We start from the raw sequence: 7,436 nt of genomic DNA, 5'->3' as shown, positions 1-7,436 counted from the left end.
ATTATTATCCTTACGGTATGGTGATCACCCCGCAAACCACGGGCACCAATGATTATCGCTACGGCTACCAGGGGCAGTATGCGGAAAAAGACCCCGAAACAGACTGGAACGCGTTCGAGCTGAGGATGTATGACTCCAAGATCGCAAGATGGCTCAGCGTGGATCCAAAAGGTCAGTTCCACTCTCCTTATGTGAGCATGGGAAATGATCCGGTTGGTCTTACTGACCCAGATGGCGGAAAGACAAATACTGATTTTGTAAATACTCAAACTGGAGCTGTTAAGCATGTTAAGGACGGCATTGATCAGGTTGTTTTTCTTAACAATGATGATTTTATACGAGTTAATTTTATTGCTAACCTCCCTAAATGGGATAAGGCAATTACTAAGGAATATTTTTCTCTTATTGATAACAATCCTAAATTGGATTGGAATAGTGATCTCGGGGTTTTTTCAAGAGTTATGTTTGCAGAGATTCGAAATGGAAAATCTCCTGAAATAGAAAGCGTAGCTAATATAATTAAGAATAGGACCGATAGTGATAAATTCCCTGATACTTATACAGGTGTAATTACTCAAAAGTATCAGTTTTCTTCTCTATTACCAGGAGATAATAATAGATCAGTTTATGATAATCCTTATAGCGGTATAAAAACAAATACGGATAGACAAGCCTGGTTAAATGTGCTTAGTATAACATATAAAGTTCATGCGGGTCTTAGTTCAGATATTACTAATAATTCATTATTGTATTATAGTCCGAGAAGTATGGTGCCGGCAGGTAAAAAGCCCAATTGGAATTTTTCTCAATTGCAAGAAGTAAATGTAGAGGGCGTACGGCCTAACTATTTAAGAATGTATAAATATAAGTAATGAAAACTATAATGCTAGCAATGGTGTTAATTTGTTCTGTAAGTAATAGCTATTGTCAGGAACAGATTTGTTACAAAAAAATTAAGGTATATAAGCTAGATGCTACCGGAACTTATTTAAACGTTTTTAAACATAATAAGGATTTGATATTCCGCATAGATAGGAATGGTGTTGTTGAAGATCAAATTATTTTTACTAATGTTGAATTGCCAGATTCTTCTCTTATAAACTTTACTGCTCGGGATAATAATAAAGCCTATGCTTTAGAAATGGGTGTATTTGGCTCTACGTTTGGGGCTAATAATTTTTTGATTATATGGAAGGATGGGTATTGGAACCTTTCAAAAACGCCCTTTATTAAATCTGAAATTGTTTCTAAAGGCAAGAGTGGTTTCTCGGAGTTTAAGATTTATTATAGTAACAAGAAGAACAGTTCGAATAGATACGAGTTTTTAGATGGACTTTTTCTTCCGGTTAAGGACTAATGAATTATCGCTATGGCTTGGATTAATGAGGAAAATATTTTTCCGCCGTTGTTGGGTGTGTCACGAATGGATAGAATAGATAGTTCTTTTTCAATGCTGTATAGAAGATGGTAATAGGCCTACCGCATACGCTGTACAGACGGGATATGCAAACCACCTGAAGGTGCTCTAATCAAAAGTTGCGGTGCTGAATGTTCAGGCAAAAGTTGCCTGTAAAGGCATTAGGTAAGTGTAAAGAAGTTGAACGAAAGTAAACCGACCGAAGACACGCCGAAATGACACCTCGTTGTTAAAAGTATCGGTCCCCATTTTGGCGAGAATGAGGTATAAGAAAAGAGCAAGAGTTTCTTTTCCGTGTAAGTTGAAAATCTCGCCTTGTTGGTATTTGTGTATAGGCGATGAGATTGGGTATCACCAACTACAGTAGCCATTTTCAATCAATTTTTTCCAGTAACAAGTCCTGAATGAGAGAACTATTAAAACCAGATAAATACAATAATATTATAGTAAACAATATCCTGTTTCATAATTGAGATGCGGCAGACAATTCACAACGTATTTATAATAATGCCAAAACAAGTAAAATTGCGCAGGTAAAATTTCAGCAACCATCTTTATTAATTCAAAAACATTTCCAATGAGAAAAATTCTTTTTTTGTTAACTGCAATTGTAATTGGTAAATTTTCCATTGTACAATGGTCTACCTCTTCTCCCCATATTTACACTACCAATACCGGGTATGTAGGTATAGGCACAGGCACTGCACCTACCTCACAATTAGATATTCGCAGGGATGAAACTACGGCAACCATAGCAAAAGTGAGAAATCTTTCGTCTGGACCAAGTGCTGCCTCACGGTTTGATCTGGAAACCTATTCTGCCAATTCGTACGTGAGATACGGACTACATGAAAATCTTGGAAATCCTTATTTTCATCTCAGGGTCGGTTCAGCCGTAGAACGTGTATATTTTGACGGCCCAGAATTTTTATGGCGTAATACAGCAGGTACAAATACCTGGTTAAACATATAACCACTGTGGGCAACGTAGGTATTGGTACCCAAACAACCGGTTCATTTAAACTGGCTGTAGAAGGCACCATTGGAGCGCGGGAGATAAAAGTAACTTCAGTTAATCCATGGCCGGATTATGTTTTTCAAACCAGTTATGCTTTACCTACGTTTACTGATATTGAAAATTATATTCAGGCACATCAACATTTGCCTGGCATGCCCTCAGCAGCAGAAATAAACGAATCAGGTGGTGTTGAGCTGGGCGAGATGAACCGGAAATTACTTGAGAAAGTGGAGGAGTTAACCCTGCATCTTATTCAGGTCAACAAAAGAGTAGAGGAACTGGAAAAACAAATTAAACAGTAGTAAAAAGTGCAGCTTGTCATATAAAATACATAAATGAATGGCTTATGAAAAAGTTACATCTAAAAATACAAGTCAAGATCAATTCCTTCACAACACAAAATTTCTCATTGATCACGCAACACTTCATATCGTTTTGATTTATGCATGATTATAATTTTGTCTTTCAGTATTTTTTGCAACGTAAAATCAGCCGTTTTGCCTTTCTCCTTTAACACAACTTCCCGCTCATTAATTTTAATGATAGCCATCCTTATTTTCATTTCCGGGTTAGCGATCATTCCGGTATATTTAATTATTGATGGATCAAAACTATCTGCAGGAGCTGTTTGCAAGGGTGGTTGATTTAAACCAGGATCCGTATTGGTTATTGGTTTCGGTTCTGAAACATTACCGGTGTCGCTATTTTCTTCATCTGGCAAAAATGGGTCGGGATAGTCAGCGAATAAAAAAAAAGTATCCGGCTCAATGGTATAATTAAAAGTGGGAGCAGCCAATAGAGGCACAGGCACAACAGGTGTTTCATTTGAAAGGCTTCGAATAATCCTGTAAATAATTATTCCCCATACCAGGGCTACACCGGCAATTAAAAAATATTTAAACTTCCTGGGATGCATCGTAACGCTTATATTAATGAATATACAGCCTATTAATATTGTTGAATCGGGATGCACTACTGTAGTTTAGCCCCCTTACCCTCCATTCGTAATCGCCTTTTGCTAACTCTATTGTAAATTGGTTCCCATTCATAATTGTATCTTTGATTAACCTTTCTATAGCGTTAAAACGAGGCGATACAACCTGCAACTGGTACTCCGCAGCGCCGTCTAATAAATCCCAGTAAAAAGTTTGAGAAGTAGTGCTGGTTACCAGGCTATCTTTAGGGGAAAGCAAGATTACGAAATCCTTTTCAAGCGGTTTCTCTAATGCAGTTTCGCAACCCAAAAGCATAGTATTCATTATAGCTAAGAAATAATAAACATACTTATTTATATTTCGTTCCATAGTTGTCTATATTTTGGATGTAAAGTGTACAATTTAATTCCAATGTTTTGGTTTTAGGGTCTCTAACTGATTTGTACTGTACGGAGCTTAATTTTCCAGTATGAAATTGTGTCTCCAGGGCATTCACTAACTTAAGGCAATCTATAAAGCCTCCTGCAACCGTTAGTGATTGTGTAATAATACTCATACTATCCAGCACAGCATAAGCATAAGGCTTGAATTCCTTTATTTCAAGGTTATTGCTCCGGCACCAGGTTGTGGCTACAGAAAGAAGATTTTTACTGTTATCAAGCGTATCCAGCACAAATCCATCTAATAGTTCATTGAGTTTTTTTTCCCGGGAATTCAACATTTGAAAAGAATAACCCAATTGTTTTTCAAACATAGCGGTTTTTTTTTGATGACTGTATTTCTCATGTTCTTTTACGGTGTTTACAAAACCGAACTTATAGCATATTAATATGCTTAATACTGCCGCAAATGGAAGTATTTTTAATTTTTGCCTGTATGATAGGTTTTTAAGCATTTAGTAGGTAAGTATTTCCAGGATAAAAGAACCTGTATTTTTTTCTTTATTATAGGTATAGTTAATTACACTCGCTTTTTTTACGCCTTGTATGCTCTTTAAATTATTCATAAATTGGGTAAGGTAGCTTGTACTGGTGCAATCCCCGCTAATTTCAATGGTATTCATTCTGAAAGAGACGCCTTTAACAGTATTTCCTCCTTTATTTAAAGGGTTAACCTGCATGGACGTTAATACAATATCTGCAGGTAGTAAACTTGCCATCCGGTCAGCGAAATAGCTGGTTTTATATTGGTTCAGCCAACCCGTATGTTCCAGGAATTTTTCTTTTTGCCGTACTTTTTGTCTGAGCTTTTCTTCAATAGCCGCATTCCCCCTAGTATATCTTTGCGCCGTTTCCTGCTCGTTGTTTTTTTGGGCGTAATAATTAAAAACAAAAAAATTGATCAGGAGCAGACCCAACAATCCAATCAATAATGCCCATCCGAAGTACTTAAACAAAAGATAGCTTTTAAAATTACTTCTTTCATTGAGAATAGTCTCATTTTTAAAACCGGGGGCCACTTCTATCTGGTCTGTAAGCAGCGCTACCGCAGTTCCGAGGGCAATTGTACGTGAATCAGCTATGTATTGTTCTGAAAAAATGAATTCCTGGCCTACCGGTTTGTCAGCCTCAGGCGATACAATTTCAAAATCCGTAATTTCATTTTTTTGTATTTCGAGTTGGTAAGTACTGCTTTTTATGGCTCCTGTATTTTGATTAAGATGCTGCAATATCAGCATCACGGGTTTAAATCCGATAGATACATTGAGTACTTTAAAGCCCCTTGCCCTGAAACTATTTATTATTTCATCTATCAGCGATTTCCTTGCAATCGAAATTGTTGAAAAGCCATTAAAATTGTCAATAGAATGATAAAAATCATTGGGGTTTGATTCAGGCAAAACATCTTCAATTGTGCTGACCTTTCCTGTAGAAACAGGAACTTTCTTTACCAGTACACCTTTTCCGTTAAAAGTAAGAAATAACGGAATAGATTTAGGCAGGTTTTCCAGCACCAATTCATCACCTGTTACCTGCCTTTCTACAATAATCTTATTTTTCCTAAGGGTAAGGCAAACTATGTGCGCAATATATTTATGCTCCTGCGTAAAAACAATTTCAACGCCGGTAGCTTTTGATAGTTGTAGTATTTTTTGTTTAATAGTAGACCACATAATTAGTAAAAAATACTTGGTTTAATAAACACTACTGATACTGTTTTACTTGTGGTCTTGCTTCGACTGCTGAACAGCCATTTCAAAACCGGGATCCTTGCAAGGAAAGGAATGCCTGACCCTTCATCACTTTTTTCATTCCTCTCAATTCCTCCCAATACGATCATCTCTTCGTTTTTTACTCTTATTATAGATTTAAACTTACTCGTTGCTGAAGGCGGTGGCGCCGTAATTGAGGCATTCCCGATAAAATCAGTAATGTTGATATCTATATTTAATGTTACCTGCTCTTCTCCGGAAACAAAAGGCCGGATATCAATTGCCAGGTTTGCTTCAACCGGGTAAAACTGCTGTGTTACTATTGTTTGTGGATTTAGGGATCCTACCACATTTTGGGTGCTTGCTGCGTAATAACGCGTGCTGCCTATACTAAGAGTGGCAGCATGTCCGTTCAAGGTGGAGAGTTTAGGCGTTTGCCTGAGATCTATATTACTGTTATTCTCCAAAGCCTTTAAAGAAGCATAAAAGTTTGGCGTAACCCGACCGATATTAAACACATTATTTAAGCCTATACGGTCTATAAACCGGTTTACGTCACCGGAGCTAAATGTAAAATCCAATCCCCCAAGGATGGTGCCTCCGCTAACAATTGAATCTGAAACTCCCATTTTAATACCTGTTTCAATAGTCTTGCTTTTCTTTACATCCATTAGAATTACTTCAATCATAACCATAGGTACTGTTTTGTCTAATTGATAAACAAAACCTTCAATTTCTTTTATTTCAGGTTCTGACCCGCTCAGGAGAAAACTGTTAAGCTCTTTAAACTCTTTAATGTCTACATTGCCTTTAATCTGTTGCGGAATAACGGCGAGCAAAGAGTCTACAGACCGGTGTTGCAAACGTATAAGCTTATGTTTTCTTAAGCCTTCGTCGTTCCTGTCTCCAATCAAATACACATCTTTATCAACATTAAATGTATATTTTGTTCCCTGAAGGATAAAAGTCAGTACATCATTGAAAAGCATGTTCTGAACACTTGCAGTTGATACGCCTGTAATTTCTGAATACATAAAGTAATTAATACCTGCCTGTTCGGCAATGTCCCTTATCAGATCCTTTATTGGAGCGTTAACCACATTAAGATTTACAAATTTTTTTCCCGACTCAGAAGATTCAATGTTGATGGAATTCGATAGCGTGCTGCCGGGCTGACGGGTAATTGTTTTTTTTATTGAGTAGTTCGGACTTACATTTTTATTTTCACGGGTAACAATCTCTTCCCCTTCCTTAAGTGGTTCAAGTACATATACGTTATCGTTGGTTTTATTTAGTTTGAAGGAATTGGCGATAGCCAGTTTTTCAAGCACATTTTCAACGGGCATATCCTGAAAATATCCACTTACTTTTTTAAAAAAAAGCTGCGGAACCAAAACGACATTTTTATTTGTGAGCTGGGTAATCTTTTTAGCTACCTGTAAAAGGGAATCATCCTGAAGGTCCATAGTTAAATGATCCGAGTTTGGATCATATTGTATCTGGATTAATCGAGGAGGTGGCGGGAGGTTGGCCAACGGATCATTATAAGTTGAAATGGATATAATACTTCCGGTAAAGGTGAAATCAAGATTATATTGTTTTGCAGCGTACATCAGCACATTGATGACTTTTTCATCTGAAAAATAGCCTGTAATTTTTTGATTTACAGATGGATCAACATAAATGTTCAGATTATGCGTGGCAGCAAGCCCTTTTAAAAACTCCTGCAGGGAGCTATTAGAAACGGCGGTTTCTACTTTTTGATTTAATCCGGGTACATTTTGAGAAAGATCAGCAAGGCGCTGCTCGATTAAGGTAAGGCGGTTTTGCTGCTGTTGGGGCTGCGCACTGGCAAGATAATGAGACATGCTTAAGCACAACAAGAGTACTATAATATACTTTCGCATCAGGGTT

The 7,436-nt window shown here is 37.2% G+C and carries 9 protein-coding genes; 4 read left to right on the top strand and 5 right to left on the bottom strand.

Going from position 1 to position 7,436, the window contains the following annotated elements; all coding sequences use genetic code 11:
* The 4 genes from PLE34_RS10910 to PLE34_RS10895 all read left to right on the top strand — a co-directional run.
* Positions 1-872: RHS repeat-associated core domain-containing protein (locus PLE34_RS10910; protein ID WP_324556794.1), on the top strand; the 872-nt coding region annotated here is incomplete at its 5' end.
* Positions 872-1,357 (top strand): hypothetical protein, encoded by a 486-nt coding sequence (locus PLE34_RS10905; RefSeq protein WP_324556791.1) that lies wholly within the window; start codon positions 872-874, stop codon positions 1,355-1,357. The genes PLE34_RS10910 and PLE34_RS10905, both read left to right, overlap by 1 nt.
* A gap of 637 nt (positions 1,358-1,994) precedes the next feature.
* Entirely contained in the window at positions 1,995-2,390 is a 396-nt protein-coding gene (locus tag PLE34_RS10900; protein WP_324556789.1) for a hypothetical protein, read from the top strand.
* Between the two features lie 5 nt (positions 2,391-2,395).
* Positions 2,396-2,737 carry a hypothetical protein gene (locus tag PLE34_RS10895; protein ID WP_324556786.1) on the top strand — a complete coding sequence of 114 codons (342 nt, stop codon included), beginning with the start codon at positions 2,396-2,398 and terminating at the stop codon, positions 2,735-2,737.
* Between the two features lie 104 nt (positions 2,738-2,841).
* Here PLE34_RS10895 and PLE34_RS10890 read toward each other — a convergent pair whose 3' ends face one another.
* The 5 genes from PLE34_RS10890 to PLE34_RS10870 form a co-directional block, all read right to left on the bottom strand.
* Positions 2,842-3,351: a hypothetical protein gene (locus PLE34_RS10890; protein WP_324556784.1), complete on the bottom strand. Its 510-nt coding sequence runs from the start codon at positions 3,349-3,351 to the stop codon at positions 2,842-2,844.
* Between the two features lie 13 nt (positions 3,352-3,364).
* On the bottom strand, positions 3,365-3,694 hold the full coding sequence (locus PLE34_RS10885) for a hypothetical protein (RefSeq protein ID WP_324556781.1): 330 nt from the start codon (positions 3,692-3,694) through the stop codon (positions 3,365-3,367).
* Positions 3,695-3,719: 25 nt separating this feature from the next.
* Positions 3,720-4,124: a hypothetical protein gene (locus tag PLE34_RS10880; RefSeq protein WP_324556778.1), complete on the bottom strand. Its 405-nt coding sequence runs from the start codon at positions 4,122-4,124 to the stop codon at positions 3,720-3,722.
* Positions 4,125-4,265: 141 nt separating this feature from the next.
* A complete protein-coding gene (locus tag PLE34_RS10875; RefSeq protein ID WP_324556775.1) occupies positions 4,266-5,483 on the bottom strand; it encodes a hypothetical protein in 1,218 nt (405 codons plus the stop codon).
* Between the two features lie 2 nt (positions 5,484-5,485).
* The gene (locus PLE34_RS10870; protein ID WP_324556772.1) at positions 5,486-7,390 is read right to left on the bottom strand and encodes a type II secretion system protein GspD; all 1,905 of its coding nucleotides are present in this window, start codon (positions 7,388-7,390) and stop codon (positions 5,486-5,488) included.
* Positions 7,391-7,436 lie beyond the last annotated feature (46 nt).

This window comes from Agriterribacter sp. (genome assembly GCF_035445465.1).
Taxonomy (GTDB): domain Bacteria; phylum Bacteroidota; class Bacteroidia; order Chitinophagales; family Chitinophagaceae; genus Agriterribacter.
The sequence above is the reverse complement of the archived record's forward strand: the minus strand, read 5'-3'. Positions and strand labels throughout refer to the sequence as shown.

Coding starts and splice junctions, on each gene's coding strand:
- PLE34_RS10905 (WP_324556791.1), top strand. CDS start 872: ATGAAAACTATAATGCTAGCAATGGTGTTAATTTGTTCTGTAAGTAAT.
- PLE34_RS10900 (WP_324556789.1), top strand. CDS start 1,995: ATGAGAAAAATTCTTTTTTTGTTAACTGCAATTGTAATTGGTAAATTT.
- PLE34_RS10890 (WP_324556784.1), bottom strand. CDS start 3,351: ATGCATCCCAGGAAGTTTAAATATTTTTTAATTGCCGGTGTAGCCCTG.
- PLE34_RS10885 (WP_324556781.1), bottom strand. CDS start 3,694: ATGAATACTATGCTTTTGGGTTGCGAAACTGCATTAGAGAAACCGCTT.
- PLE34_RS10880 (WP_324556778.1), bottom strand. CDS start 4,124: ATGTTTGAAAAACAATTGGGTTATTCTTTTCAAATGTTGAATTCCCGG.
- PLE34_RS10875 (WP_324556775.1), bottom strand. CDS start 5,483: ATGTGGTCTACTATTAAACAAAAAATACTACAACTATCAAAAGCTACC.
- PLE34_RS10870 (WP_324556772.1), bottom strand. CDS start 7,390: ATGTCTCATTATCTTGCCAGTGCGCAGCCCCAACAGCAGCAAAACCGC.